This is a genomic window from Bacteroides sedimenti, from assembly GCF_040365225.1.
Taxonomy (GTDB): domain Bacteria; phylum Bacteroidota; class Bacteroidia; order Bacteroidales; family Bacteroidaceae; genus Bacteroides; species Bacteroides sedimenti.
This window is the reverse complement of the sequence record NZ_AP028055.1, coordinates 1,814,660-1,839,847: the sequence shown is the minus strand read 5'-3', so window position 1 is coordinate 1,839,847 and position 25,188 is coordinate 1,814,660. Positions and strand designations below refer to the sequence as shown.

Annotated in this window: 27 protein-coding genes; 18 read left to right on the top strand and 9 right to left on the bottom strand. The window is 38.4% G+C overall.

Annotation, left to right across the window (positions count from 1 at the left end; translation table 11 throughout):
* Nucleotides 1–6: 6 nt before the first annotated feature.
* The 3 genes from ABWU87_RS07465 to ABWU87_RS07455 all read right to left on the bottom strand — a co-directional run bounded on the left by ABWU87_RS07465 (nt 7) and on the right by ABWU87_RS07455 (nt 4,079).
* Complete coding sequence (locus ABWU87_RS07465; protein ID WP_353334362.1) at nt 7–1,278, bottom strand: glycosyltransferase; 1,272 nt, start codon at nt 1,276–1,278, stop codon at nt 7–9.
* A 15-nt stretch (nt 1,279–1,293) separates the two neighbouring features.
* Nucleotides 1,294–3,237 carry a glycogen debranching enzyme N-terminal domain-containing protein gene (locus tag ABWU87_RS07460; RefSeq protein WP_353334361.1) on the bottom strand — a complete coding sequence of 648 codons (1,944 nt, stop codon included), beginning with the start codon at nt 3,235–3,237 and terminating at the stop codon, nt 1,294–1,296.
* Between the two features lie 236 nt (nt 3,238–3,473).
* The gene (locus ABWU87_RS07455) at nt 3,474–4,079 is read right to left on the bottom strand and encodes a MarC family protein (RefSeq protein ID WP_353334360.1); all 606 of its coding nucleotides are present in this window, start codon (nt 4,077–4,079) and stop codon (nt 3,474–3,476) included.
* A 199-nt stretch (nt 4,080–4,278) separates the two neighbouring features.
* Between ABWU87_RS07455 and ABWU87_RS07450 the strand changes: the two genes are divergently transcribed.
* A complete protein-coding gene (locus ABWU87_RS07450; protein ID WP_353334359.1) occupies nt 4,279–4,989 on the top strand; it encodes a Crp/Fnr family transcriptional regulator in 711 nt (236 codons plus the stop codon).
* Here ABWU87_RS07450 and ABWU87_RS07445 read toward each other — a convergent pair.
* On the bottom strand, nt 4,986–5,132 hold the full coding sequence (locus ABWU87_RS07445; RefSeq protein ID WP_353334358.1) for a hypothetical protein: 147 nt from the start codon (nt 5,130–5,132) through the stop codon (nt 4,986–4,988). The genes ABWU87_RS07450 and ABWU87_RS07445 overlap by 4 nt on opposite strands.
* A 386-nt stretch (nt 5,133–5,518) precedes the next feature.
* On the opposite strand from ABWU87_RS07445, the gene ABWU87_RS07440 reads away from it, so the two are divergent.
* The 13 genes from ABWU87_RS07440 (at nt 5,519) to ABWU87_RS07380 (ending at nt 15,155) form a co-directional block, all read left to right on the top strand.
* On the top strand, nt 5,519–5,956 hold the full coding sequence (locus tag ABWU87_RS07440; protein WP_353334357.1) for an HU family DNA-binding protein: 438 nt from the start codon (nt 5,519–5,521) through the stop codon (nt 5,954–5,956).
* Nucleotides 5,934–8,015 carry a BT4734/BF3469 family protein gene (locus ABWU87_RS07435; RefSeq protein WP_353334356.1) on the top strand — a complete coding sequence of 694 codons (2,082 nt, stop codon included), beginning with the start codon at nt 5,934–5,936 and terminating at the stop codon, nt 8,013–8,015. Before ABWU87_RS07440 ends, ABWU87_RS07435 begins: the two co-directional genes overlap by 23 nt.
* 484 nt (nt 8,016–8,499) lie before the next feature.
* On the top strand, nt 8,500–9,102 hold the full coding sequence (locus ABWU87_RS07430) for a hypothetical protein (RefSeq protein WP_353334355.1): 603 nt from the start codon (nt 8,500–8,502) through the stop codon (nt 9,100–9,102).
* Between the two features lie 144 nt (nt 9,103–9,246).
* Entirely contained in the window at nt 9,247–9,843 is a 597-nt protein-coding gene (locus ABWU87_RS07425) for an ankyrin repeat domain-containing protein (RefSeq protein WP_353334354.1), read from the top strand.
* A gap of 164 nt (nt 9,844–10,007) precedes the next feature.
* On the top strand, nt 10,008–10,418 hold the full coding sequence (locus ABWU87_RS07420) for a hypothetical protein (RefSeq protein ID WP_353334353.1): 411 nt from the start codon (nt 10,008–10,010) through the stop codon (nt 10,416–10,418).
* Between the two features lie 50 nt (nt 10,419–10,468).
* Complete coding sequence (locus tag ABWU87_RS07415) at nt 10,469–10,870, top strand: NTF2 fold immunity protein (RefSeq protein ID WP_353334352.1); 402 nt, start codon at nt 10,469–10,471, stop codon at nt 10,868–10,870.
* A 60-nt stretch (nt 10,871–10,930) separates the two neighbouring features.
* Nucleotides 10,931–11,518, top strand: a complete 588-nt coding sequence (locus tag ABWU87_RS07410; RefSeq protein WP_353334351.1) for a hypothetical protein — start codon at nt 10,931–10,933, stop codon at nt 11,516–11,518.
* A gap of 150 nt (nt 11,519–11,668) precedes the next feature.
* Nucleotides 11,669–12,385: a hypothetical protein gene (locus tag ABWU87_RS07405; RefSeq protein ID WP_353334350.1), complete on the top strand. Its 717-nt coding sequence runs from the start codon at nt 11,669–11,671 to the stop codon at nt 12,383–12,385.
* Nucleotides 12,386–12,469: 84 nt separating this feature from the next.
* On the top strand, nt 12,470–12,958 hold the full coding sequence (locus ABWU87_RS07400; RefSeq protein WP_353334349.1) for a hypothetical protein: 489 nt from the start codon (nt 12,470–12,472) through the stop codon (nt 12,956–12,958).
* 113 nt (nt 12,959–13,071) lie between these two features.
* Nucleotides 13,072–13,800 (top strand): hypothetical protein, encoded by a 729-nt coding sequence (locus ABWU87_RS07395; RefSeq protein WP_353334348.1) that lies wholly within the window; start codon nt 13,072–13,074, stop codon nt 13,798–13,800.
* A gap of 242 nt (nt 13,801–14,042) precedes the next feature.
* A complete protein-coding gene (locus ABWU87_RS07390; RefSeq protein WP_353334347.1) occupies nt 14,043–14,261 on the top strand; it encodes an RHS repeat domain-containing protein in 219 nt (72 codons plus the stop codon).
* Nucleotides 14,262–14,288: 27 nt separating this feature from the next.
* Complete coding sequence (locus ABWU87_RS07385) at nt 14,289–14,552, top strand: hypothetical protein (protein ID WP_353334346.1); 264 nt, start codon at nt 14,289–14,291, stop codon at nt 14,550–14,552.
* A gap of 120 nt (nt 14,553–14,672) precedes the next feature.
* Nucleotides 14,673–15,155, top strand: a complete 483-nt coding sequence (locus ABWU87_RS07380; protein WP_353334345.1) for a hypothetical protein — start codon at nt 14,673–14,675, stop codon at nt 15,153–15,155.
* Between the two features lie 672 nt (nt 15,156–15,827).
* On the opposite strand, the gene eno is transcribed toward ABWU87_RS07380, so the two are convergent.
* Nucleotides 15,828–17,108 (bottom strand): phosphopyruvate hydratase, encoded by a 1,281-nt coding sequence (gene eno / locus ABWU87_RS07375; RefSeq protein ID WP_353334344.1) that lies wholly within the window; start codon nt 17,106–17,108, stop codon nt 15,828–15,830.
* A 263-nt stretch (nt 17,109–17,371) separates the two neighbouring features.
* Here eno and pepT point away from each other — a divergent pair, with 263 nt between their 5' ends.
* The 4 genes from pepT (at nt 17,372) to ABWU87_RS07355 (ending at nt 22,996) form a co-directional block, all read left to right on the top strand.
* Nucleotides 17,372–18,595: a peptidase T gene (pepT, locus tag ABWU87_RS07370; protein WP_353334343.1), complete on the top strand. Its 1,224-nt coding sequence runs from the start codon at nt 17,372–17,374 to the stop codon at nt 18,593–18,595.
* A gap of 18 nt (nt 18,596–18,613) precedes the next feature.
* The gene (gene gcvT / locus ABWU87_RS07365) at nt 18,614–19,699 is read left to right on the top strand and encodes a glycine cleavage system aminomethyltransferase GcvT (protein WP_353334342.1); all 1,086 of its coding nucleotides are present in this window, start codon (nt 18,614–18,616) and stop codon (nt 19,697–19,699) included.
* 131 nt (nt 19,700–19,830) lie between these two features.
* The gene (locus tag ABWU87_RS07360; RefSeq protein WP_353334341.1) at nt 19,831–22,086 is read left to right on the top strand and encodes a cation:proton antiporter; all 2,256 of its coding nucleotides are present in this window, start codon (nt 19,831–19,833) and stop codon (nt 22,084–22,086) included.
* Nucleotides 22,087–22,168: 82 nt separating this feature from the next.
* Nucleotides 22,169–22,996, top strand: coding sequence for an endonuclease VIII (locus ABWU87_RS07355; RefSeq protein WP_353334340.1), 828 nt, complete (start codon nt 22,169–22,171; stop codon nt 22,994–22,996).
* 7 nt (nt 22,997–23,003) lie between these two features.
* On the opposite strand, the gene ABWU87_RS07350 is transcribed toward ABWU87_RS07355, so the two are convergent.
* The 4 genes from ABWU87_RS07350 to ABWU87_RS07335 all read right to left on the bottom strand — a co-directional run bounded on the left by ABWU87_RS07350 (nt 23,004) and on the right by ABWU87_RS07335 (nt 25,144).
* A complete protein-coding gene (locus tag ABWU87_RS07350) occupies nt 23,004–23,426 on the bottom strand; it encodes an RNA-binding S4 domain-containing protein (RefSeq protein WP_353334339.1) in 423 nt (140 codons plus the stop codon).
* A 7-nt stretch (nt 23,427–23,433) separates the two neighbouring features.
* Entirely contained in the window at nt 23,434–23,997 is a 564-nt protein-coding gene (gene pth, locus ABWU87_RS07345; protein WP_353334338.1) for an aminoacyl-tRNA hydrolase, read from the bottom strand.
* Between the two features lie 19 nt (nt 23,998–24,016).
* The gene (locus ABWU87_RS07340; RefSeq protein WP_353334337.1) at nt 24,017–24,592 is read right to left on the bottom strand and encodes a 50S ribosomal protein L25/general stress protein Ctc; all 576 of its coding nucleotides are present in this window, start codon (nt 24,590–24,592) and stop codon (nt 24,017–24,019) included.
* A 165-nt stretch (nt 24,593–24,757) separates the two neighbouring features.
* Nucleotides 24,758–25,144 (bottom strand): DUF3276 family protein, encoded by a 387-nt coding sequence (locus tag ABWU87_RS07335; protein WP_353334336.1) that lies wholly within the window; start codon nt 25,142–25,144, stop codon nt 24,758–24,760.
* Between the last annotated feature and the right edge of the window lie 44 nt (nt 25,145–25,188).

Sequence of the window (25,188 nt, the reverse complement as noted above, 5' to 3'; positions counted from 1 at the left end):
AATTTGTTAGTATCTGTTTTTTTGTAAAATGCTATCGTAAGTAGAACGTACTTTGTATCCTACATTCTCCCATTTTATTTCATCAACCTCCTTTTTTCCCTCTATTTTTAAATGCTCGTACATTGCAGGATAGGTACAGATTGAATAAATGGCATCTGCCATTGCGTGAATATCCCAATAGTCCATTTTGATGCAATTGTTCAATATTTCCGCGCATCCCGACTGTTTGGATATAATTGTAGGTACACTTACCTGCATAGCCTCAAGTGGTGATATTCCGAAAGGTTCCGATACGGATGGCATAATATACACATCGCTTGCCTTGAGCACTTCGTACACCTCTTTCCCTTTCATGAATCCGGGGAAATGGAATCTGTCTGCAATGCCTCTTTCGGCTACCAGTCTGATCATCTGATTCAGCATATCTCCGTTGCCAGCCATCACAAAACGTATATTTTTAGTTCTGTGAAGCACCATTGCTGCGGCTTCAACAAAGTATTCAGGCCCTTTCTGCATAGTGATCCTTCCGAGGAATGTAACAATTTTCTCTTTTGCACTCTTCTTCGGAACAATATCCATAATTTCCTGCGACAAGGGTGATACGGCATTATGCACAGTAGAAACCTTACGAGGGTCCTGATGGTATTTGTTGATAACCGTTTGACGGGTTAGCTCGCTTACGCACATAATATGGTCGGCATAATCCATTCCATTCTTTTCGATTGAATAAACCGTGGGGTTTACATTTCCCCGGCTCCGATCAAAATCAGTTGCATGAACATGAATTACCAAAGGTTTTCCCGAAACCTGTTTGGCATGTATGCCCGCAGGGTAAGTGAGCCAGTCGTGCGAATGAATAATATCATACTGCTGCTGCCTGGCAACAACGCCTGCCACGATAGAGTAATTATTAATTTCTTCCTGCAGGTTATCCGGATAGCGCCCCGAGAATTCTATACATCCAAGTTCGTTGGTGTGCAAGTATTTAAAATCCGCATAGATATGGTCGCGCAGATCGTAGTAGTCCTGCGGATTCATATAATTTCCTATCTTGTTATTCACAAAATCCCAGCTTACATCTTTCCACACAACCGGGGTGCTGTTCATACCAATAATCTTCAAAAAGCTTTGATCCTCATCTCCCCAGGGTTTTGGAATACAGAATGTAATTTCCATATCCGGCTGCAAAGACATTCCTTTGGTCAATCCATAACTGGCAGTTCCTAAGCCGCCTAATATATGAGGGGGGAATTCCCATCCAAACATTAACACTTTCATCTTCTTTTCCTCCTCTTAATAGTACCTGGCAAGTAACTTTAAAATATGTAATATCAATGCAACGTTCATTGCGAAAGATACAGCCCCTCTTCCTTTGAATGGCGGATTGCCATCAAAAAGTTCCGGTAATGATCCGATGCAGTGCTGAGTCATCTCTTCCTCGAAACCAATAAGTTGTCTTTCAACAAAAGAGACTCCGCTTGAACCGTAAATTCGAAGGTATGCTTCTAGATAAAATCCCATAAGCCAGGGCCAAGCGGTTCCCTGATGATAAGCATAGTCACGTTGTATTTGCGGCCCTACATAATTGGGGTTATATCCAAAACTCTTAGGACTTAACGAGCGCAAGCCTTTAGGAGTAAGCAGTTCTCTTGTTGCAAAATCGAGTATACGTTTCTTTTGACTTTTGTCGAGTGGCGAATATTCAAAAGCCAATGTGAATATCATGTTTGGTCTGACACTCAGGTCGGCTGTTTGTTCGTTTACATAATCCATGAGGTAGCCATGTTCGTTCATGAATATCTCAATGAATGATTTTGCCGCTTTTTCTGCCAGCTCCTCCAGTGAGTCTGTAAAAAAGGAGTGATCCTTTGTTTCATCTTTAAACAGTTCGGCTACAAACCGAAGTGCATTATACCATAATGAATTCACCTCCACTATATAACCGCTTCTGGGTGTTACTGGATATCCGTTGGCGGTAGCATTCATCCAGGTTATTGCTTTCTCGGTTCCATTGGCATAGAGTAATCCGTTTTCGTGTAAAAACAGATTGTCATGCTTCCCTTTACGTATAAATTCGATGATATCCTTAAGCAGAGAGCCATATTTCTCTTTACATTGCTCGGGCGAAGTAGCATTGGCATATTGCTGTAATGCCCAGATTGCCCAGAGTAATACGTCCGGGTCGTCAATTTCATATATTTTGCATCCCAGAGGTCGGTCATTTATATAGTCCAGAATGGCTTCCTGTGCAGTCTCCATAGCCGATTCAAATTCGTCTATCTCGTCAATGGCCAGTGTCAGTCCCGGCAGAGAAACGAACATATCACGTGCTCTGCATTTAAACCAGGGATAACCTGCCAATATATAGTGCCTGTCTCCCTGCTTGTTGTGAAATTGGTGCGCAGAATTTTTAAGACAGTGGAAAAAACTGTCTCGTGGTGTTCTATCGTAAGCCTCTTGCTCGAATGTATCTTTCAGATTTGCTGTTTCAAATTCGGTGGTTCCGGCAGAAAAGACAATACTTTCTCCTTTTTTTATGTTTACCTCAAAATATCCGGGCACATAAAGATCTTCGTTGAAATCATATCCTCGTTCCTGTTCTTTGGTATATTCAATACCCTTATACCAGCAGGGTTCGAAATGAAAATCCGCTTTTTTATTCAGTTGCATAAACAGTTCCGGATATCCGGGGTACATACAGGTTTTTATTCCGTTCTCAACTTCCTGATATTCCTGGCTGGCATATGGATTCTCATGGGTGTAGTTTCTTACACTTCTGAATGCCAGTAGGGGCCTGAAGCGAAGGGTAGTTGCCGAGTGTGCATCTACCAGAGTGTATTTAATCAGTATTCTGTTCTCAAAATGAACAAATATTTTCTCTTTGGTAAGTACCACTCCGCCTACACGGTAAGTTGTGATAGGCACATTTTCGCAATCAAATTCGCGGATGTATTTATGTCCTCTCGGGCAATAATTGTCTCCCTGGTATTTATGCAGGCCAAGATTAAATTCTGCACCATGCTGAATAACGGTTTCATCCAACGATGAGAGCAATACATGGTTTTCATCGCCAAGTTCCGGAACGGGAATCACAAGCAATCCATGATATTTTCTCGTATTGCAATCAACGATTGTTGTACAATGATAGGCTCCCGATCTGTTGGCCCGAAGAATTTCTCTTGGCAAAGATTCCTCAAGATTGATCATGAGAGTTTTATCAAAACGCAGATAACTCATAGTTATATTGGGCTTTATAAGGTTTAATATTAAGTTTAAGGTACAAATTAAGACCTGTTGTTTCCAAATATAGTAAATCCTGAGTTATTTTCCCGTTGTACGGTCAATTATTTTTTTAAATTTGGTTATATTGGCTTGATATCCAGTTTTTTTCTTTAAATGTATAATAAAAGAGAAACGCTTCTGCAATAACTGCAGAAGCGTTTCTCTTATAAAATGACCTTTTCAACCTCTCATTATAAATTCCCTTGTTGAAAATTAGTTATCAAAGTGGTGATGTTTGCCATAAATAGCTTTACGGATATGGCCAGTAGAATAATCCCGAAAAACTTCCGTATTACATAGATACCGCCTTTCCCCAAAAAGTTTTCTATCTTCACTGTCATCTTTAAAACCACATATACCCAGATCATGTTTAGTATCAGGGCTGTCATGATGTTTACGCTGCTATATTCGGCCCGGAGCGACAGCAGAGTGGTGAATGAGCCTGCACCTGCCAGCAGGGGGAAGACAAGCGGGACCAAAGTGGCCTCTTTTATGGGCCCGGTATTCTTAAATATCTCGATATCCAGAATCATTTCCAGTGCCATTAAGAATATAATCACTGCACCTGCTACTGCAAACGATTCTATATCTACCCTGAATAGACGCAACATCAAATCTCCAGCGTAAAAGAAACCAATTAATAAGATTGCAGAATAAAGGGTTGCCTTTGTGGCATTTGCATCTCTTCCTTTTTGTCTAAGATTTATGATGATGGGAATCGATCCAATTATGTCAATTACAGCGAAAAGCACAATAAATGCGCTAATCATCTCCTGAAAGTCGAATGCTTCTAACATATTTTTTATTATTTATCGATGCAAATATACTAAATTTTTATGCATTTTACAAAAATTATGATCTAGAAAAAATCATGTTTAAGAAACAATAAAAAACACAAAAGCAAAAGGGGTAAATGGATACAAATCAGATATTATCGATACTTTTGTAACAGATTTAACTTAAACTATTAAACTGTTCTTTCCAAAAAGTGATGTTATGGATACAATGTACGAGACCCTATTGCAGATGCCTCTTTTTCAAGGATTGGGCGAAGACGAAATTACTAAAATCGTCGGCAAGGTGAAGTTGCATTTCCAGAAATTCAAAGCCGGTAGTGTGATTTTTAAGAAAGGCGATCTTTGTAATCAGCTTGTTTTTTTGCTTAAAGGCGAATTGATGATCGAGTCGGATGACTTGAGCGGAAATTTTGTCCTGAAAGAATTCTCTGATGTTCCGGGTTTGATAGAACTCCACTCTCTTTTCGGAATCAATACTAATTATGCATTCAATTATATTGCTGAGTCGGACGTAGATTTGATTACCGTTGATAAATTATTTATTCTTTCCGAACTTGATAAATACGAGATATTCCGCATGAACTTCCGGAATATTATTTCCAATCGTGTTCAGCAGCTTCAGGAAAAGCTATGGAGCAGTTCAAGTGAATGCCTTGAAACAAAGCTGGTAGATTTTCTGGTAAATCGTTGCGAAAGACCTTCTGGTAAGAAACTGCTGAAAATTAAAATGGAAGATTTAGCATTGATGATTGGCGAAACCCGTCTTTCTGTCTCTAAATTACTGAATAACCTGGAAAAGGATGGTTTAATTATTCTTAGAAGAACTGAGATTGAAGTTCCCGATTTATATCAATTGAAAGTATGGAGAGATCAGTTCGTTGAATCGCTAACCAGACCGAAAGAAATTTAAGCAAACTCATAAAACTGGTAAATAACAGCTGCCACAACCGGAAAAATGCCTTCAAATGGGTGAATTTCAGGATGTGGCAGCTTTTTTGTTTGCCGGTTCCTTGCAAATACCCCACCTTTAGCATCTCCATCTCTTTCTCCCATTTCTCCATATAATTGTTTTTTAAAAGTCGCGCAAGTCACGCAAGTCACGCGGAGCTGCTGTAATTGTTTGTAAATCAGTGGTGTATAGGTGCGTGACTTCCGCTAAAAAAGCGCGTGACTTTAAAAAAGTCACGCACCCCTGCCTGGCTTATTGGTAGTCATTTAAATTTACATAAAAGATGCTTTATAACTCCTTTTCATAGGCGTTTTAAATTTGTTTTAATGGTTTAAAATTTGTATATTTGTTACTGTATCTTTAGCGCTTCACCCGGGTGTACACCGCTCGTACACCCGGATGGAAGGCTGTGGTACATCCGGGTGTAGAGGGCGGCTACACCCGGGTAAAGAGAGAATTCATTCATTATAAATTTATTAAAATAAAAGTTATGACAGATTACGTTGTACGAACAAAAATGGATAAGAGTGGCGATGAAGAAAAAGTGCGCTATTATGGTGTGCCGGTCACTTCGGGGCAGGTAGGGGTTAAGGAATTGGCAAGAGACATCTGTAGCCGGTGTTCCCTTAATGCCGCCGATGTGCACGCAGCGGTCGTTGCGCTGGGAGATGTGATGAGGAACTATCTCTTGAAAGGGAATACGGTCTACCTGGAGGATATCGGACTGTTTTCCATCTCGGCCAGCAGTGAGGGGTTTGATACCCCCGACGAGTGCACCCCGTCAAAGATGAAAGCGCAACGTGTTTGCTTTAAAGCCGACAAAGGAATGCGCAGCATATTGCGTAAAGTCAAATTTCAGCGTTCAAACCGCGCAGTTACTAAAATTAATAAACAGATAAAAAAGTATGAAGATAACACAATTCCGTAACGACGGCAAGAAAGAGACCCAACGCACCATCAGGCTGGAGGCTGCGATAGAGGGGATGAAGACAGAGACCAAAAGCAGACCGGTATCAACCATGCGACATGTGCTTAAGTATGCCAATCCGGATGCCACAATTCCCTTGATTGGCAAAGTTCCCCGACTGATATTCGGCGGAGTTTTCACCAGAAAGGGAGAACAACAGGTGATGACTTGCTACAACGGCTGGGTTACGCTGGAGGTAAACAACCTGACCGGACACAACGAGGCCGCCCAAATACGGGAAAAGGCATCCCGACTGCCGCAAACATTGCTGGCGTTTATCGGCTCGAGCAATAAGAGTGTGAAAATCATTGTTCCCTTTTCGTTGACAGACGGCACTTTGCCTCAAACCACACGAATGGCCGAAACCTTCCATGCGCAGGCTTATCGCGATGCAGTAAACTGGTATCAGCCACAATTGAAGCGCGAAATTGCGCTGAAAAAGCCATCGCTCGACCATAGCTGCCGCATGAGCTACGACCCCGCGCTCTACTTTAATCCCGAAGCGGTATCCATCCGCATTGAACAACCCCTGAGCATTACCCCCGAGCCAACATACGAGGAGCGGAGGGAGGCGATGAACGACCCGTTGCAGCGACTCTTGCCCGGGCTAAAACGGAGTCAGATTATTTCGGCGCTGTTCAACACGTCATTGTGGGATGCCATCCATGCTACAGGTAAGATAGATTGGGAAAAAGACGACACCATGCCTTTTCTGGTCAGGCTGGCCGAAAACTGCCATCGGTCGGGCATCCCTGAAGAGGATGCGGTGAAGTGGACTCTGCTGCACTCCGAAATGCATAAACACGAACTGGTGATACGCACAAACTTTCGGAATGTATATACGATGGCCGATAAATTCGGAGAAAAGCCCTGTATTCCTTCGTCCATGACCCTGGTGGCTCAGATAGAAGAATTTATGCAACGCAGATACCAGATGCGGCGCAATACGGTGAAGGGGCATGTGGAGTACCGGGAGGTGAAATCGTTTTATTTCGACTTCCGCCTCCTTGACAAAGAGGCAAGAAACAGTATCTGCATAAATGCGTTGGCCGAAGGGCTGCCTGTGTGGGATGCCGATGTGAAGCGGTATGTGGAGTCCAACCATGTGCCGGTGTACGACCCCATCGAAGAGTACTTGCTCGACCTGGGTAGCTGGGACGGGCAAGACCGGATTCGTGAGCTGGCCGACCGCGTGCCGTGCAACAATCCTCGCTGGCGCGATCTGTTTTATACCTGGTTCCTCTCCATGGTTGCGCATTGGCAACAACTTAACCGCAATCATGCAAACAGCACGCTACCTTTGTTGGTAGGCGACCAGGGGTGCGGTAAGTCCACCTTCTGCCTGAACCTGTTGCCACCCGAACTCCGGGAATACTATACCGACAGTGTCGATTTCAGTAAGCGGCGCGACGTTCAGCTTGCCCTGAATCGCTATGCCCTGATTAATATGGACGAGTTCGATTCCATCAGTCCTTCCTATCAGGGGTTTATCAAGCATATCCTGCAGAAAACAGTGGTGCAAACCCGTCTGCCTCACGGCAGTGCCACCCTGCAACTGCGCAGATACGCCACGTTTATCGCCACTTGTAATAATTTTGACCCGCTTACCGACCCCACCGGTAGCAGGCGTTTTATCTGTATCGAAGTAGATGGGGTGATTGATTATCAAAAGCCGATTGATTACCGGCAACTTTATGCACAGGCTGTCGCAGCCCTCCGCAATCAGGAACGTTATTGGTTTACCCGCGAAGAGGAAGCCTACATAACCGAAAGCAACAGCCGTTTTCAGCAGGTTATTCCCGAAGTGGAAACCATACATAGCTATTTCCGCAGCCCACGGGGCAATGAAGAGTCCGAAGAGCTTACCTGCAGCGAAATACTTGATCGTATTACTGCCCGAAATCCACGTTTCAACTGTACCCGTACCACTGCCATGACGCTTGGTCGCACCCTGAAAAAACAGTTTTCGTGCCGCCGCGTACACCGCGGGATGGTGTACAGGGTGGTGGAGATAGAATAACGTCCGCAGTTGCCGCTTGCCCGGGTGCGTGACTTTATGCAAAAAGTGCGTGACTTTTCTGTAAAGTCGCGCACTTGTATTTTATTGTTATTCAGTTGTTTGTAAGCGTTTTGCGTGATTTGCGTGACTTGTGCTACTTTATTTTTTTTAATTTATGGGGAGATGGGGGAGAAGTAGTAAAATAATTGTGAGGTAGTATTATATTATAACAGTTGAAATGTTGTGATTTTAATAAATTTATTGTTATGTTTGTGGTTGAAAAATGGTTGTCTGCTTTCCTATAATTTTATACACAACATTTTCCATTCATTTTAAATACGATAGCTAAGAGAAAGACTTTGCTATGAAAATCAATTCCTTTAGTACCTCTTTTTGGCTTAGATTTATATTGATACCTTTTAGAGGTAGTAAGCATTAATTCGTTCAGAAAGAAATTGTACTAGTTATTAATAAATAATGCCAAATAATTAATAAACTATTTATTATGAAAAAACGTGTTCTTATTCTCATCTTAATAATACCAATGTTTTTGGGAAGTTGTAAAGAAAATAAGTCTCAGCCTTTTAATAAAGCATTACTTCAAGCTATATTAGAAGCTAAAGATTCATTGGAAAGTAATGGTAAATCAAAGAAGCTGTTATCAATTCAATTTTATAGACCAGATAGGTGTGAAATTGGTTGTGCAATGAAAGTGTTTGCTTCTGATTTCTATGCGAGTGGATATGTAGATGCATATGCGAAAATTGGAAATACAATAGTTGCAATTTATAATCTGAAAGATGATTTGTATGAAACGATTGATAAAAATGATATTACGTTTTTTACCGACACAATAAAAGGTTATAAAGATACCTGCGTTATGTTTGTAACGAAAAAAAGATTGTTCTATGCCATATATAAATCAGATAGTATCAAAAGGGTTTCATATTGTTTTGATGATTTTCCTTGTGGTCCTCCAATAAGAAGACCAAGATGTGAAATTGGCGTTATTTATAAGATTCCAAAGAATCAATGGTTTTACTTAGATAGCCTTCAGGCAGAAAAAGAAGTGCTGTATTATAGAAATAGAGGTAAGCAATTAAAATAAATATGCCTAAAACTCAATAAATAATACCGATGAAGAAAAAATACTTTTATTTAATTGGTTTAATTATAGCGCACAACATCATGAACTTGCTTTGGGAGTGGTGATGATTGATTCGCTTCGAAAGACATTAATAAATTATGTAATATGAGTGATTTCAAAGAGAATCTAAAAGAAGCTATCTGTTGTAATGATTTAAACTTTCTCATTGCTAACAAAAAAATGTATGACATTAATGAGAGATTTGAAGATGAAGATAACGATACCTTGCTCTTATATTCAATAAGTTACGATAAGTCTAACGTCTATGAGTTTTTCCTAGATAATGGTGCAAATTTTAATTTAGTAAATGATTTAGGTGAAACTATTGTTCACGCTATTGTTTATTCAGGAAACTTAAAACGTATGAAAGATATTTTAAGTAAATATAATGAAATAGATATAAATAAACAATCAAAAGATGGAACAACGCCTTTATTATTATCTATTTTATTAGATAAATTTGATATAGCGAAGTTCTTGATTATAAAGGGAGCTGATGTTAATGTTGTGGATGAAGATGGTTTTACTCCTCTGCATGTAGCTGCAGAAAGTGATGATTTGGAGTTAGTTCAACTTTTGGTTCAGAAAGGTGCTGATTTAACAAAAAAAACAAATAAAGGCAATCGGCCTTTGGCTTTAAGCGTAAATAGTACAAATAATAATGAGATTATAAAATATCTATTTCATAACATCTACAGTTGAGTTGTGTGCTTCCTTTGTTATGGCGGTTTTATAAACAGATAGTACAGCGAGTTAAAAAAAATGAACCTTTTGATTATATATTTATGTTTTAAACAATTAATTGAAAGAATGATTTATGTATAATTATAGTGTTAACCAAATTCTTTAAAAAAGTAGTAGATAATATGAGATTATATGTATTAATATTAGTAGTTGGCCTTTGCTCTTGTAATAATCAGAAGAAACAAGTGTTTCTTATATCTAATAATGATGTAAAATATTGGGATGAGATTTCTCCAAGAAACAATAGCTTGCGAGGATTCTGTTTTCATAAAAATGGTTTTTATGAGTACTATGTATATTATAAAGGGAAAAGGTATAAATATGGATATGAAGATGTTATATTTCCTGATAACTGGAGCTGTTTAAATGATTCAACTCTTATTATTGGATATTATAAAGCTCATATTTTAAAGCTTACAAATGATTATTTTATATTTCAAGTTTGTGATGATAAATCAATTCAAATATTAGAAATTAGCAATAATCAGACTGATACAGTGATTAGTAGATTGCCCCATTGGAATGATGAATAATGGAAGAATATTCAATTGTGCATTGAATTAATATTATTATCCCGTAGACTATGAAATATATGCATGTTTTATTATTTGTTGTTTTAATGAGTTCTTCACGTAAAGATCCTAGTAAAGAGACATCTGACGTAGAGGGGAATATCTCAATTTCTAAAGATTGGATTAAGGTTGATTCTGCTTATGCTGAATTTCGTTCAAAAAACAAAGACGACTTCAATCTTTTTGAAAAGTATGATGTTGTTACAAACGAAGAGGATGCAGCAAAAATTGGAGAAATCATATTGTTGTCAATTTATGGTCAGAGAATTTATCAATCTAGACCTTATAGTGTGGAGTTAAGAGATGGAATATGGATTATCGAAGGTAGCCTGAATGCTGATAAAGGAGGCACTCCATATATAGAAATTAGAAAAAGAGATTGCAAAATCATGAAAATCTCACATTGCAAGTAGTGCCATAAAAATAGTGGATTAAAATCTTGGAAGTTACCTTATTGATATTTCTTTAATAAAATGAAAAAACATTTACTAATATTATTCCTTTTGTTTTTTAGCGTGAGCTGCGAATCTTCAAATCAGCCCAGATCTTGTAAAGAAAATCTTTATTGGAAGAACTTGTCAGAGGTTCAAAAGATGGCTGTTTTGGATTCTAGTGAAATTGATAAATACGCTATGAGTTATTATCAAGGTTGTTTTAAACCTTCAGATGATTCACTTACATTAAATCTGTTGGAGGAATTAACAAATGAGCGTGCTTCTTGCCATGCAAAGGCTTTTTATTTTCATTTGTTCAATCAGATATGTATGAAAGCAGATGGGGCATTAAGTGAAATGTTAGGAGTTTATTGTCAACGAATTATGTTAAACAGTTCTGTATATGTGCTAGGGTATTTTCAAAGAAATAAGAATGTTGAGCAAATTTATGCTAACCTGATAGGGTATGAACTTTATTTTAAAGAAGAAGGGACGTCTATGATAAAATATAATTATGTCGATTTCAAAAGTATTCTCAATAAAAGAATAGGTGGGGATAAAGTATATGAGAAAATATTAAGCGATTTTTTTCATTTAATAAATGTGGCATTGAAAAATATGGATTGACATTTTCCTACTAGCATTAAAAGAATTCTTGCGAGATGCAGAACGGCTTGTAAAAATGACCTGTTTACTCAACAAATCAGCCTTGGTCTGTTAAAAAAATAACAATGTAGTAATGGCATTTCAGGAATTTCAAAATTAAAAATGAAAGTAATGAAAATTAAAGTATTCATATCAATAGTGGTCTTTCTGTTGATTGGTTGTGTCTCAACAAAAAAGCAGCAAACAAGTAATTGTGATGATATATGTGGAATATATAAATTACAAAAGAGTACAGGTAAGTTAGAACTTAAATCTGACGGTGCTTACACATTGTACAAGCCAAAAATATTATTTACTCCAGTAGTAGAGCAATGTGAATATGCCTCAAAAGGTAGATGGTCTTTTGTTGCCGACAATCTACTTGAATTAACAAGTGAAGATAAGTATATAAAACAAAAAGGGTTCGAATACAATATAATGAAGGAAAATAGATTCTCACAGGATAGTTTGTATGTTCAAGTTATTTTCCCGTCTGATTTTCATCCTGTAGAGCTGGATCTTTGTTTTAACTATAAAAAACATATAATAACTGACAAAACTTTTATCGCTATACCCAAATCAACATATCTTTATATGACAAATAATGACAATCTGATTATTTTTAGGCTAAATGCAGATGTGTCTGGCACAACCATTTATAGGGGTCGGGTGACTTTTAAAATTTTCGAAGAATATATTGATATTGAGAAATATAACTATTTAACAATTGCATTACCTAATTTTGATAGATGTTTTTTTGAATTTGAGCCTTATTACAAGGAGTTGATATTTATTAAAAACAAAAATCAGTTGTTTTGGAAAGGGAGTATCTGGGAAAAAACATATTAAAAGGAAAAATTATAAATATTCAATTTTAATGAAAATATATTCGGAGTTGTTTTGTAAAATATATTAAAATATATAAATATAAAGATGAATTTGAAACTAATAATAATAAACCTTATTTTGTTTAGTTCTATTAATTTGTACTCTAGTGATAAATCAGATTTAATATATTTTGATTTATACAAATTTTTACTCAAAAAAGGATTGGCCTCTCAAGATTATTTAAACGAGAATGTTAATCCCAAATTTTTAATAAATATTATTGATGTAATTCATCCTAAAAAGAAAAATATTACCTTTGAAGAAAATATTGGAGTCTACAAGTTTGAATATATTGGTCATCAAGGCACTGGATACTATATATTGATAAAGTGCAATAATGTTTATGACGTGTACAATATTAGACATGTGAATGGAGTTTTGATGAGGTTGTTAGAAATAAAAAAGAATAATCCCAAAATTATATCTGATAATTTTATTGTAAAATGTATGGAAGAGATGATAGACTCTAAAGAGAAGGTACTATATACTAAAATAGGCCAGTTAAAGTGTAATTTTATTTATGGAAATGAGTAAATGTATTTTCTAACATAGGGGCATGTTTGGAGTTTATAACTTTACTCTGTGTCCGCTCTAAGTTATCAATTCCAATTTCACTCTATAAATGTATTTTATGTAATCTTAAAGTTATGATCAGAATAAATAATAAACTAACTTTAATTTTGTTGTTGTTTTTGCTCACTTTGAGTTGCAGCCAGAAGAATGAAGAAGTTTCAAATTCAATAAATATTCGTAAAGAACTTGGATTTATAGATAAAACAATGCAAGTCAAGTCACAATTAAAGAGATCTTTTTTTTCGGAGAATGGTTTCTGTTATACACAAATAGACTTATATGAAGATTCTACCTTTTTTAAACGAAACGGATGTGAATCTCATCTACATTTTTCATTAGGGAAATGGAAAATATATAATAATTATTTAATTTTAAATTATACCTCACTAGATAAGTTAAATATGATTGTCAATTATTCATTAAAAGGGAATGAAAATCCATTTTTTGTTCTTAAAATTTTAAATCAAAATCAACTTCCGATAGAGAACTTTGAAGTGATAGGATTTAGGAAGAATGTCGCAAAAAAAACTTCTTTGAAATATGGCCTTCTCTTAACAAACAAACAAGGCGTAATTAAACTTAGAAAAACAGATTTTGATAGCATTTCGATTTGTGGATTTAAAAATATATCAAATAAAATATTGACACTAAAATATGCTATGTTTCCTGACACATTAAATATGATGTTACTTTTTAATTGCACAAACTTTTGTCAAATGCCAACTTATGACTATTATAAAGATAGTTCAGTCTATTATATTCAGAATGATAAATTAATATCTGTTCAACGTAAAAAGTACTAGCGTTTATTCCTAAATTTATAGCATTACATAAAATTGCTATGAATTTAGGAATATAAAAATATCTGAATGTATAAATGACTGAAGAGAAGAATGGATGTGTATAAAGAGAGATATTACCCTAATTATAGGGGCTAATTTGATCTATGAAAACGGAACTCTCAGCAGGATACAGGCAAATGGTGGTTATATAACGATGAATGGCACAACGCCAACGTGTCATTAATCATTAGGGTAACTACCGGGTGACGTTTAATCAGAGCGGAACCATTGAGCAGACCAATCACTATTACCCATTCGGTATGACATTTGGAGAAGTGATTGAAAATTCTGATAACAGGTATAAGTATAATGGCAAGGAGCTGGACTGCATGCACGGGCTGAATCTCTACGATTACGTTGCACGGCATTATGATGCTGCCGTTGGCAAATGGGGTGTGATCGATCCGTTGGCGGAGAAGTAGTATTCGATTTCACCGTATACCTATTGCTTGAATAATCCAGTAAGGTTTATTGATCCAGATGAAAGAAAAATTGTTGATGCAGAAGGTAAAGAGATAACACACTCGGAAGGTTCGGGGTGGTCATCTAATGCAACACCATATGTTATAGAAATTGAGAATTGTATGTTGTTGGCGCCAGATGGTAAAGCAATGTTGTACGGATTGATTGGCGCCGAATTTCCTGCCGCTCTATGTTGGGATGGTACTTCTAAAAATCTTGGTGAAGTAATGCTCAAAGTAAGGTTACTGTAAATAATAATGCGTCAGAAAAAGTTGCAGAAATAAATGAAATGCAAATATTTTATCAAACAATAATTATGTATAGACCTTTACAATATATAGATATTAATTGGAGAAAAGTCACACCTCGATATGAAAAGATGTAAAATTATATTAGTAATGTTATTGTTTGCAATGTCAGTTTATTCAGCAAATAATGATAGCATTTATGCTTTGTTAGGGAAATTTTTGATTTCTCAGAAAGTTTTAGATGTTAAAGGTAATCATGTAGATAAATTTAAAGACATGATTTTTTTATCTGAAATCTTAACTGGAAACGATGACGTAAATGTTGAATTTGGTATATACAAGTTTTCTAGCAGATATCAGGAAGATGGAAGATCTTATATCTTTGTTAAAAACAAAGATGTATATGCCGTTTTTGAAAGTGACCAACAAATATTGATTATAAGATATTTGATGGAAGAAAAACGTAAGGGTTTATTACAGTTTGATGATGATGTGTTAGAGGAATATATTTACCTTATCTCATGTGAACTCCATAAAGATCTGTATATAATAGAGTCTATAGGTGAAATTAAGTACTACCATATAGTATACAAAAAATATAACTAGTGTCGAGACTGTAAAAGAGACCTCTGGAATTTATAACTTAAATCTGTGCCCAAAAAGTAGTTAATGGTAGAATTGCTCCTTTATAAAAAATATGAAACATGAAAAAAAAGTAATCTATTATTAGTCTTATTTTTATTGTTTGTTTTTTATTGGGTAGTTTTATATATTATAGCAATTGTTGTTGACGCGCAACATGCAGGCGGAGAACTGTATTTTTTTACTATTTTTGTTAAGGGTATCGATTTGTTTCCAATAATTGAAATGATTTTGTTTTGCGGTATATGTCTAATTTACAAAGAGTGGGCTATTAGGAATAAATGGTTGGTTCTGGCTATATTGTTTTTTTTGCTTAGCTTATCTATATTTATGCTTTTCTTTAATTATCCAAATATTTGATTTAAGATATTGAAATATAGGTGTTTAGATGTTTTTTTTAGCAGACACTAAATAATGGAAAAAATGAATCCTATAAAAATTACTTTAATAACATTAGTTGCTTGGGGTATCTGTATATTGCTATACGTTAAATCATTATTTCCATAATTATCTATCGGTACCTAGCAAAAACAGAATCGTTCAAAATGCATTATCACCCATAAAAAGCCCTCTTCAATCTAATTCAAGGATTGAAGAGGGCGTATTTTATTATGAAAGTTACAGATCCCTATTGAATCATTTCACCCGTTTGTAGCCATAAACAGCTAGGTCACCCAGTTCCTCTTCAATACGGAGCAGCTGGTTGTACTTGGCCATGCGGTCCGAACGGCTTAAAGAACCGGTCTTGATTTGTCCGGAATTGGTGGCCACGGCGATATCGGCAATGGTGGAATCTTCGGTTTCTCCCGAACGATGAGAAGTTACAGTGGTGTAACCATGTCTGTGAGCCATCTCGATTGCATTCAGCGTCTCGGTCAAAGAACCAATCTGGTTTACTTTAATCAGAATGGAGTTGGCACAGCCTTTTTCAATACCCTTGGAGAGGAAGTCCACATTGGTAACAAACAAATCGTCGCCCACCAGCTGGCATTTATTACCAATCTTATCAGTCAGCAGTTTCCAGCCTTCCCAGTCGTTTTCGCTCATACCATCTTCGATAGAGTCGATAGGGAAATTCTTAATCAATTCTTCCAGATACTCAGCCTGTTCCTTGGAGGTCCTTTTCTTTCCTTTTGCTCCTTCGAACTTGGTGTAATCATAGATTCCGCCATGATAGAATTCGGAAGAAGCGCAGTCCAGACCAATCGTGATATCTTTTCCAGGTTCGTAACCGGCAGCTTTGATGGCGGCAATAATTGAGTTGAGCGCATCTTCTGTGCCTTCCAATGTCGGGGCAAATCCGCCTTCATCGCCAACAGCAGTACTCAGTCCACGATCCTTAAGGACTTTCTTCAATGCATGAAATACTTCGGCACCCATTCGTAATCCTTCTTTGAAGGACGGTGCACCGATGGGGCGAATCATGAATTCCTGAAAAGCGATAGGAGCGTCGGAGTGAGAACCACCGTTGATGATGTTCATCATCGGAACCGGTAATACGTAGGTATTAACACCGCCGATGTATTGGTATAATGGAAGATCGAGATAGGCAGCTCCGGCTTTTGCCACTGCCAGTGAAACTCCAAGTATGGCATTTGCGCCCAGTTTGGATTTGGTTTTGGTGCCATCCAGGTCGATCATTATTTTATCTATTCTTCTTTGGTCGAGTGCCGATTGTCCCACCAGTTTCGGGGCAATAACCTTGTTTATGTTTTCAACAGCTTTCTGCACGCCCTTGCCTAGATAGCGTTTCTTGTCGCCATCGCGCAATTCGATAGCTTCATTCTCACCGGTAGATGCTCCCGAAGGTACCGAAGCTCTTCCTACTATGCCAGATTCCAGTATTACATCTACTTCAACTGTTGGGTTACCTCTTGAATCGAGAATTTCTCTTCCTACAATTTTTTCTATTTTCATTTTGCTAAAATTTAAGTTACTAGATATACAAAGATAACAGATTTAATGAATTGTTGTCTTCATTATGGATAAAACGTTAAATAAGAGAGAATGTTCACCTGTGGGGAGGCAGTAACTTTATGTTTAAGCATATTTAGCAATCAGCTTGCTTGCCTGTGCAGGCGAAGAATAAACTTATAAAAAAGAGTTACGGATTCTTTTGTTATTAGTGGCTCTTTTTCTACCTTTACAGCAATCAAAAAATAATATAAAATATAAATAATATGACGTTAGTTGAAAGATTCTTTAAATACGTAAGCTTTGATACGCAATCGGACGAATCGACACAGGTTACTCCAAGTACTCAGAAACAGATGGTTTTTGCCGAATATCTGAAAATAGAATTGGAAGCGATGGGACTGGAAGAAATTTCGCTGGATGAGAATGGATATCTTTTTGCCACTCTTCCTTCAAATATCGATAAAAAAGTGCCTACCATCGGTTTTATTGCACACCTGGATACAAGTCCGGATATGAGTGGCAAGGACGTTAATCCCCGCATTGTTGAAAAGTACGACGGTAAGGATATTGTTCTTTGCAAAGAAGAGAATATTGTGCTCTCTCCGGCTCAGTTCCCGGAATTGCTCGACCATAAAGGGGAAGACCTGGTTGTTACCGATGGTAAAACTCTGTTGGGTGCAGATGATAAGGCGGGTATTGCGGAAATAATGACTGCTATTGCTTATATGCAGGCGCATCCCGAAATAAAGCATGGAAAAATTCGTATCGGATTCAATCCGGATGAAGAAATTGGTGAGGGTGCTCATAAGTTTGACGTTGAGAAATTTGGCTGCGACTGGGCCTATACCATGGATGGCGGAGAAGTGGGCGAACTGGAGTTTGAAAACTTCAATGCTGCTTCTGCCAAAATTACTTTCAAAGGACGTAACGTTCACCCGGGATATGCAAAGAACAAGATGATTAACTCCATGCGTATTGCCAACCAGTTTATTTCCATGCTGCCTCGTCTCGAAGCTCCTGAACACACTGAAGGGTACGAAGGGTTCTACCATCTGATTGGTGTGAATGGAGATGTGGAGCAAACGTTGGTTAGCTGCATTATCCGTGACCACGACCGAGCTAAGTTTGAGAAACGTAAGGTGGAAGTTGAGGGAATGGTTCGCAGAATCAACAGTGAACATGGTGAAGGAACTGCCATCCTTGAGATGAAAGACCAATACTATAACATGCGCGAAAAGATTGAACCGGTAATGCATGTTGTTGATACGGCTTTTGCTGCTATGAAAGCGGTTGGAGTGGAACCAAAGGTACGCGCTATCCGCGGAGGAACCGACGGTGCACAGCTTTCATTCAAGGGACTGCCTTGCCCTAACATCTTTGCCGGTGGGTTGAACTTCCACGGTCGTTTTGAGTTTGTTCCGGTTCAGTCCATGGAGAAAGCTACGAAAGTGATTGTTAAAATTGCAGAGCTGGTTGCTCTAAAATAACTAAAATACTTCTAATACATGAAAACAACACCATTTACGGACAAACACATTGCTTTGGGTGCTAAAATGCACGAATTTGCAGGCTATAACATGCCTATTGAATATTCCGGGATTATTGATGAACACCTCACCGTTTGCAATGGGGTAGGTGTGTTCGACGTATCGCACATGGGAGAGTTCTGGGTAAAAGGACCAAATGCACTGGCCTTCTTGCAGAAAGTGACTTCGAATAACGTGGCGGCTCTGACCATAGGTAAGGCACAATACACCTGCTTCCCGAATGAAGAGGGTGGAATTGTGGACGATTTGCTGGTTTATCACTACGAACCTGAAAAATACCTGCTCGTGGTCAATGCGTCGAATATCGAGAAGGACTGGAATTGGTGTGTAAGTCACAATACTGTTGGTGCGGAACTGGAAAATGCATCCGACAAGATGGCTCAGCTGGCAATTCAAGGACCAAAAGCTATTGAGGTTTTGCAGAAACTGACATCGGTGAATCTTTCGGAGATTCCTTACTATTCGTTCACAACAGGCGAATTTGCCGGTCAGAAGAATGTGATTATCTCTAACACTGGATATACCGGTGCAGGAGGTTTCGAACTTTATTTCTATCCTGATTGTGCAATGAAAATCTGGGATGCAATCTTTGAAACCGGAGCTGAATTCGGTATCAAGCCAATTGGACTGGGAGCACGTGATACATTGCGCTTGGAGATGGGATTCTGCCTCTATGGTAACGACTTGAACGATTCTACTTCGCCAATCGAAGCTGGTCTTGGATGGATTACCAAGTTTGTAGATGGGAAGGACTTCACCAACCGTGCATTCCTGGAAAAACAAAAAACAGAAGGAGTGAGCCGTAAGCTGATTGGGTTTGAAATGGTTGACCGCGGAATTCCTCGTCATGGATATGAACTGGTAAATGCGGAAGGAGAGAAGATTGGAGAAGTAACTTCCGGCACCATGTCTCCAACTCGTAAGATTGGAATTGGCATGGGGTATGTAAATAGTGATTATTCAAAACCAGGAACTGAAATATTTATTAGTATCCGGGGCAAGGGCATTAAGGCTGTGGTGGTAAAACCGCCTTTCAGGAAATAATTCTCTTTCTGACAGAATAAAATAATAAAGCGATATTATAGTAAAAATGCTATGATATCGCTTTTTTTATGAATAAAAGGTGTCATTTTTTGTCTGGAAAATGTATATTTGTGAAAACCTAATAAAGAACAATGTCACATTTACCGAATCTTATAGCTGATTTAGCACTGATCCTTATATCTGCCGGCGTTATCACTTTATTATTTAAAAAACTGAAACAGCCGTTGGTTCTAGGATATATTGTTGCAGGCTTCCTGGTAGGTCCGCATACATTTATAACTCCCTCCGTGGTTGATACCGGTAATATACAAACCTGGTCGGATATCGGTGTTATCTTCCTTCTTTTTGCCTTGGGACTGGAATTTAGCTTCAAGAAAATACTGAAGGTGGGCGGTTCGGCCATTATTGCTGCCTGTACCATCATTTTCTGTATGATTCTGGTGGGGATTACGGTTGGAATAGGTTTTGGATGGAAGCGGATGGATTGCATTTTCCTAGGAGGAATGATTGCCATGTCGTCTACAACCATTATTTATAAGGCATTTGATGATTTGGGATTGCGGAAAAAGAAGTTTGCCGGACTGGTGCTTAGTATTCTTATTCTGGAAGATATTTTGGCAATTGTATTGATGGTGGTTCTTTCCACGATGGCTGTCAGCAATAATTTTCAGGGAAGCGACCTGATTGGGAGCATTGGGAAGCTGGTGTTCTTCCTTGTCCTCTGGTTTGTTGTGGGTATCCTCCTGATTCCCGGCTTCCTGAAAAAAGCAAAAAAACTGATGAGCGATGAAACATTGCTGATTGTAGCGCTGGGCATGTGCTTCGGAATGGTAGTAACCGCCTCGCAGGTAGGATTCTCTCCTGCATTCGGCGCTTTCATCATGGGGTCTATCCTGGCCGAAACGATTGAGGCGGAGCATATCGAAGTTCTGGTTAAACCAGTAAAAGACTTGTTCGGAGCCATCTTCTTTGTCTCAGTAGGAATGATGGTAGATCCTGCCATGATTGTGGAATATGCAATTCCAATTGCTGTAATTTCGTTGGTGGTAATCCTGGGGCAATCGTTGTTTGGTACCTTTGGGGTGCTTCTTTCCGGTCAGCCGCTAAAGACAGCCATGCAGTGCGGTTTCAGCTTGACACAGATTGGTGAGTTTGCCTTTATCATTGCTTCACTGGGAGTAAGTCTGAAGGTTACCAGTCATTTTCTTTACCCCATTGTAGTGGCGGTTTCGGTAATTACAACCTTTCTTACTCCATATATGATTCGTTTGGCAGAACCTGCTTCCGACCGAACAGAGCGCTCACTGCCTCTTTCTTGGAAACGTTTTTTGGACCGTTATTCTTCCGGCTCATCAACTGTGAACTATGAGAATAACTGGCGGAAGCTGTTGTTGGCTATGGGGCGTAATATTGTGATTTATTCAATCATCTCGATTGCTGTAATCATACTTTCTTTCCGGTTTGTGGCTCCGCTGTTTCAGGCGCATCTGCCCTCTTTCTTGAGTTCTCTGGCTGGTTCATTGTTTACCATACTTTGCATATCTCCGTTTTTGCGGGCTATTGTCGTAAAAAAGAATCATTCCGTGGAGTTTGTTACCTTATGGGAGGATAACAGCGTAAACCGAGGGCCTTTGGTTTCTACCATTGTGTTGAGGGTGGTGATTGCTGTAGTATTTGTGACATTTATTATAGCTCATTTTTTCAAGGCTTCGGTTGGTATAATTCTCGGTGTGGCGGTAATATTAGTCTTTTTCATGATATACTCCCGGGTGCTTAAGAAAAATTCCATCCTGTTGGAGAGACGTTTTCTGCAGAATCTGCGTTTACGTGATGTACATGCAGAATATATGGGGAAAAAGAAGCCAGCCTATGCCGGTAAACTTCTTTCAAGGGATATTCACTTGGCCGACTTTGAGATTCCGGGCGAATCGCCCTGGGCTGGCAAAACCCTGGCAGAGCTTAATCTAGGCAAAGAGTATGGTGTGCACATTGTCTCTATCCTTCGAGGAAGGCAGCGCATCAATATACCGGGTGCTTCTGTGATGCTCTTTCCGATGGACAAGATTCAGGCCATCGGTACAGATGAACAGCTGAATCTATTCAATGAAAACATGATGAAGGAACTGAGCCAGGCGGAAGGACTTGACTTGGAAAAGAGCATCATGGCTCTGAAGCAGTTTATGATTGATGCGCATTCGGGTTTTCTGGGTAAATCCATCCGGGAATCTGGTATACGTGATAAGTACCGCTGCCTGATTGTGGGAGTGGAGCGTGGGGGGAATACATTGAGAACTCCCGACGTGAATGTTCCTTTTCAGGAGGGGGATGTTGTGTGGGTTGTTGGAGAGCAGGAAGATGTATATAGCTTGGTAAACAAAAAGGGATAATTTGTAATGTTGCCCTTAGAATATATATGAGTTATGACTTTGAGTGATTTGTGAATTGTTCTTTTAACTAATATTTACTGCCATGATTGAAATACCCGAAGCCGTTGTATTGTCTAATCAGTTGAATAGTACTATCAAAGGAAAAGTGATTACTGATGTTGTAGCTGCTTATTCGCCTCACAAATTTGCTTTCTTTTATGGAGATTCTCAGAGTTATTCTTCTTTGCTTGTAGGAGAGCGGGTTGCAGATTCTTACCCAAGAGGAGGGATGGTTGAAATCTGTACCCCAAAAGCCCGGATTGTTTTTGGTGATGGGGCGAATCTTACCTATTATGCCCCGGGAAGCAGATTGCCTGATAAACATCAGTTGTTGATAGGTTTTGACGATAATTCTTTTCTTGCTGTTACGGTTCAGATGTATGCCGGAATTTGGGCTTTTCAGGCTGGAACTTTAGATAACCCATATTATCTGGTTGCGGGGGAGAAACCATCGATTTTGTCCAAACAGTTTAATCGTGAATATTTTATGAACATGATTTCCGATAAACGGGTTGAAAACAAATCGGCAAAAGCTTTACTTGCAACCGAGCAGCGTATCCCCGGATTGGGTAATGGTACATTGCAGGATATTCTTTTTAATGCGGGAATACACCCCAAAAAGAAGGTGCAGGATTTAAGTGAACAGCAGAAAGATCAATTGTTTATTTCCGTTAGGAAAACGGTGATCGAAATGTGCGAAAAGGGAGGACGTGATACGGAGAAAGATCTGTTTGGGAATGCTGGCGGATATATAACAAAGCTTTCCAGAAACACTTCGGGAAAGCCTTGCTGTAAATGTGGGAATATTATTATAAAAGAGAATTATCTAGGCGGAACAATCTATTATTGCAAAGAATGTCAACCCCTGTAATTCCTTTTTAATCTTCTGAATCAAAGTCAAATTCGAAATCGAAATCGTCCATAAACTCCGGAGATGTGAAATCTTCCATCTCACGGCGGTCTTTTTTGGTGGGTCGACCGGTTCCGCGGGCTCTGTCAACGAATCCGCTTATCTTACTCATTTCAAGTAGTTCGTACTGATCAGGAGTAGTAACATTCTCCATATATTCCTTAACAAGTTTTGCTCCAACCCGTCTTTCAATTGTTTGCAACACTTTAAAAGAATATATGATAGGTGGTTTTTTCACCTGAATCACATCACCAACCTTAACGGTGCGTGATGCTTTTACTTGAGAACCATTAATACTAACACGCCCTTTTTTGCAAGCTTCGGCGGCAATGGTACGTGTCTTGAATATACGTGTGCCCCACATCCATTTGTCAATTCTTGCTTCAGCCATTGTTTGTTTACTTTTTATTAAACTGATTCATGGTGATGGAGATTCCTGCCAGACAGTAACTTTTTATTATTTCTCCTGCGGTTTTCAATCTTTCGTCCATCGTTTTCATATCTTCATCAGTGAACTTACCCAATACAAAGTCAATCTGTCCACCTCTGGGAAAGTCATTTCCTATACCGAATCGCAGGCGTGCATAATTTTCTGTTCCAAGTGTGGCGGCAATATGCTTCAGTCCGTTATGGCCCGCATCACTGCCTTTCCCTTTCAAGCGGAGAGTTCCGAACGGCAGGGCCAGATCATCAACTATAACCAGCAGATTTTCCAAAGCAATTTTCTCTTTCTGCATGTAGTAACGAACGGCATTTCCACTAAGATTCATGTAGGTTGACGGTTTGAGCAGAATCAATGTTCGTCCTTTTATCGATAAGGTAGCGGTTTCGCCGTATCTCCCATCGGTAAAAACAATATTGGACGCCTTAGCAAGGGCGTCCAATACATTAAATCCTATGTTGTGACGAGTATCCCGGTATTCATCACCGATATTACCCAATCCTACAATCAAGTATTTCATTTAATAATTTCAACAATTATTATTTGTTAGCTGCAGCAGCAAGACCTCTTGCTACACGAGTCAACTTAACAGCGCATACAACAGCTTCTTTAGCAGTCAATAATTCAAGGTTTTCGAATGAAAGTTGTCCTACCTGAATAGTTTTACCCAAACCTAATTTAGAAACGTTGATAACCAACTTTTCAGGGATGTTGTTGAATAAAGCTTTAACTTTCAGTTTGCGTAACTGAAGAGTCAGCTTACCACCGGCTTTCACACCTTCTGCCAAACCTTCAAGAGATACTGGAACCTCCATAACGATTGGTTTAGCTTCGTCAATCTGATAAAAGTCAACGTGAAGGATATTGTCTTTTACTGGGTGGAACTGGATATCTTTCATGATAGCCTTTACTTTTTTGCCATCGATATCTAAGTTTACAAGATAGATATCTGGTGAATATACCAGGTTACGAAGAGAATCGTTAGTTACTGTAAAGTGAACTACTTCACCTTGTCCGTAAAGAACGCAAGGAACGCTGTCTGTTTTACGGATTGCTTTTGAACCTTTTTTGCCGAACTCGTTTCTTAAAGATCCGCTGATTTCAAATGATTTCATTTTTTTAAATTTTTTGTGTTACTCTAAATTAAGTTATTGTGCTTAATTCACCATCACACGATGTGGTATTATCACACGATGCAGTAAAAAGCGGTGCAAAAGTACGCTTTCTTTTTTATATTACAAAGAATTGATCAAGATAAATAAATGCAGTGATTGATATTTTTATTCAAAATCGATATCAATCTTAATTTCTTCTGGAATTATTTCTTCTGACTTGATTTCCTTTTCCTTCTCATCTTCTATTTTATTCTCAACAGAAATAGTACCTTGTTCTCCATTGATAAAAGAAATAGCTTGGGTTAGGCCAGTCATGAATTTTTCGAAGTCTTCCTTATAGAGGAAGATTTTATGCTTTTCAAAAGAAACCTGGGAGTCGTCACCTTCTCCGGAAATGATTTTCTTACTTTCGGTAATTGCAATAAACATTTCATCTTTTCGGTTCTTCTTTACATCTAAATAATAGATGCGTTTACCAGCTTTGATAGATTTAGAGAAAACGATTTCTTTATCGTTTGTATCAACTGCACTCTTCTTTTTGAATTCTTCCATATCAGCTAAATTATCTCAGTTTTTTTATCGGCCCCAAAATTGAC

Bases quoted from the DNA above. Each gene is read 5' to 3' on its own strand.
- ABWU87_RS07430 (WP_353334355.1), top strand. From the start codon at position 8,500: ATGAAAAAACGTGTTCTTATTCTCATCTTAATAATACCAATGTTTTTG.
- pth (WP_353334338.1), bottom strand. From the start codon at position 23,997: ATGAAATACTTGATTGTAGGATTGGGTAATATCGGTGATGAATACCGG.
- ABWU87_RS07340 (WP_353334337.1), bottom strand. From the start codon at position 24,592: ATGAAATCATTTGAAATCAGCGGATCTTTAAGAAACGAGTTCGGCAAA.
- ABWU87_RS07380 (WP_353334345.1), top strand. From the start codon at position 14,673: ATGAAAAGATGTAAAATTATATTAGTAATGTTATTGTTTGCAATGTCA.
- ABWU87_RS07455 (WP_353334360.1), bottom strand. From the start codon at position 4,079: ATGTTAGAAGCATTCGACTTTCAGGAGATGATTAGCGCATTTATTGTG.
- ABWU87_RS07415 (WP_353334352.1), top strand. From the start codon at position 10,469: ATGAAATATATGCATGTTTTATTATTTGTTGTTTTAATGAGTTCTTCA.
- ABWU87_RS07355 (WP_353334340.1), top strand. From the start codon at position 22,169: ATGATTGAAATACCCGAAGCCGTTGTATTGTCTAATCAGTTGAATAGT.
- ABWU87_RS07450 (WP_353334359.1), top strand. From the start codon at position 4,279: ATGGATACAATGTACGAGACCCTATTGCAGATGCCTCTTTTTCAAGGA.
- eno (WP_353334344.1), bottom strand. From the start codon at position 17,108: ATGAAAATAGAAAAAATTGTAGGAAGAGAAATTCTCGATTCAAGAGGT.
- ABWU87_RS07440 (WP_353334357.1), top strand. From the start codon at position 5,519: ATGACAGATTACGTTGTACGAACAAAAATGGATAAGAGTGGCGATGAA.
- ABWU87_RS07460 (WP_353334361.1), bottom strand. From the start codon at position 3,237: ATGAGTTATCTGCGTTTTGATAAAACTCTCATGATCAATCTTGAGGAA.
- ABWU87_RS07405 (WP_353334350.1), top strand. From the start codon at position 11,669: ATGAAAATTAAAGTATTCATATCAATAGTGGTCTTTCTGTTGATTGGT.
- ABWU87_RS07465 (WP_353334362.1), bottom strand. From the start codon at position 1,278: ATGAAAGTGTTAATGTTTGGATGGGAATTCCCCCCTCATATATTAGGC.
- ABWU87_RS07335 (WP_353334336.1), bottom strand. From the start codon at position 25,144: ATGGAAGAATTCAAAAAGAAGAGTGCAGTTGATACAAACGATAAAGAA.
- ABWU87_RS07350 (WP_353334339.1), bottom strand. From the start codon at position 23,426: ATGGCTGAAGCAAGAATTGACAAATGGATGTGGGGCACACGTATATTC.
- gcvT (WP_353334342.1), top strand. From the start codon at position 18,614: ATGAAAACAACACCATTTACGGACAAACACATTGCTTTGGGTGCTAAA.
- ABWU87_RS07395 (WP_353334348.1), top strand. From the start codon at position 13,072: ATGATCAGAATAAATAATAAACTAACTTTAATTTTGTTGTTGTTTTTG.
- ABWU87_RS07425 (WP_353334354.1), top strand. From the start codon at position 9,247: ATGAGTGATTTCAAAGAGAATCTAAAAGAAGCTATCTGTTGTAATGAT.
- ABWU87_RS07445 (WP_353334358.1), bottom strand. From the start codon at position 5,132: ATGGGAGAAAGAGATGGAGATGCTAAAGGTGGGGTATTTGCAAGGAAC.
- pepT (WP_353334343.1), top strand. From the start codon at position 17,372: ATGACGTTAGTTGAAAGATTCTTTAAATACGTAAGCTTTGATACGCAA.
- ABWU87_RS07420 (WP_353334353.1), top strand. From the start codon at position 10,008: ATGAGATTATATGTATTAATATTAGTAGTTGGCCTTTGCTCTTGTAAT.
- ABWU87_RS07360 (WP_353334341.1), top strand. From the start codon at position 19,831: ATGTCACATTTACCGAATCTTATAGCTGATTTAGCACTGATCCTTATA.
- ABWU87_RS07435 (WP_353334356.1), top strand. From the start codon at position 5,934: ATGAAGATAACACAATTCCGTAACGACGGCAAGAAAGAGACCCAACGC.
- ABWU87_RS07410 (WP_353334351.1), top strand. From the start codon at position 10,931: ATGAAAAAACATTTACTAATATTATTCCTTTTGTTTTTTAGCGTGAGC.
- ABWU87_RS07400 (WP_353334349.1), top strand. From the start codon at position 12,470: ATGAATTTGAAACTAATAATAATAAACCTTATTTTGTTTAGTTCTATT.